Genomic DNA, 1,357 nt, shown 5'->3' with positions numbered 1-1,357 from the left:
GGTGCGAACCTCCCGCATCGATCATGTTCTCCTTTGATTCGCACTCAGTCGAATTTGCAGCATCCTCCGCCGCCGCTTTTCGCAAAGAAGGCCCTGCCGTCATCATGACTGCAACGAAAAGGGCGTCTCCTGAACAAAAATCGCCGACGTTGGATGCTTTGCTCGACCATCGCCCCAGCCAAAGCCTCCCCCGCAATCAACGTGCAGGGAAAACGCCGACGAACAAGCGGGCAAGAAGAAGCGCGAGCGTTCACAACATCGAACGTCGACGCTTTTTGTGCAAATTCGGCCGATGACAAGCCGCCCGATACGGCAAGCAGCGCGCACATGGCCGCCGCGGAATCCTGGTATGATCAGGCCGATATGGCTATCCTCACTCAAGAATATAGCAGTCCGGAAGTCGTCCGACCTGCGGTTTCACAATCGCACCGGCGGACATGGCCGACCGAAGGCGCGCAAAGGCTCGCATATGGACGTGATCTTGCCAAAATTTCGAACGCACCCCGCTCAGGACACCGATCTTCCTCGCGCGCGCCGGACGGCCCGCCCCCGAAACGCAACGCGCCCGGCTGGTCGGCCGGGCGCGCACACTCCAACACAGTCGCTTTACGCCACCTGCGTCTTCGGCTTCAGCTGCTCGCTCGATTTCCCGAAGAACACCTCGTACCAGCACAGGAAGCAGTAGATGTTCCAGATGCGCATCATCTTGAGCTTGCCGCGACCCTCGACCGTGCTGAAGTCGGCCGACTTGTGGTCGTCGAGCATCTGCACGAGGTAGTCCACGTTGAAGAACTCGTGCGCGGCCTCGCCCGTGAACGCTTGCTTGATGCGGTCGTAGTACAGGTCGGTCTGCAGCCACACGGTCAAAGGCGTGATGAACGGCTGCTTTGGCATGTTCGCCACCTTCTTCTGGAAGCCCAGCTTGCTGGCGGCCACGCGCAGCGCGTACTTCGCGTGGTCGTCGTCCACGCGACATGCCGTGGGCAGCTGCAGCGCCACGTCGAGCACCTTCTTGTCGAGGAAGGGCACGCGCAGCTCGAGCGACTGCGACATGGACATCTTGTCGGCCTTCAGGCAGATGTCGAACGGCATGTAGCTGACCATGTCCACGTACTGCGTCTGCGTGATGATGTCCAGGTTCTGCTTCGCGGCCTCGTCGAAGTGCGGCTTGCACCACTCCCACGGCTTGCAGGGGCCGTCGTAGTCTTTCAGCACGTTGGGGATCTCGTCCCACATGTAGTTCATGCTCGCTCGCTGGTAGCTCTTTTCCGGCCCGCCCGAGCCGCGCATGGCGAAGCGACGACCGTGGAACGGCGGCAGCTTCTCGGCCACGGCGCCCGCGGCGGCGCGCAGAGGG

General features: G+C 61.6%; 2 protein-coding genes. One reads left to right on the top strand and one right to left on the bottom strand.

The window, feature by feature from the left end; all coding sequences use genetic code 11:
* A partial coding sequence (locus ACMO6A_RS10220; protein WP_418471199.1) for a hypothetical protein occupies positions 1-296 on the top strand: 296 nt, incomplete at its 5' end.
* 310 nt (positions 297-606) lie between these two features.
* Here the strand turns inward: ACMO6A_RS10220 and ACMO6A_RS10215 are convergent.
* The coding region (locus ACMO6A_RS10215) for an asparagine synthase-related protein (RefSeq protein ID WP_418471198.1) at positions 607-1,357 on the bottom strand (751 nt) is incomplete at its 5' end.

It is taken from the genome of Eggerthella sp. (genome assembly GCF_048329335.1).
Lineage (GTDB): Bacteria > Actinomycetota > Coriobacteriia > Coriobacteriales > Eggerthellaceae > Eggerthella > Eggerthella lenta.
This window is presented reverse-complemented; position numbering and strand designations above follow the sequence as displayed.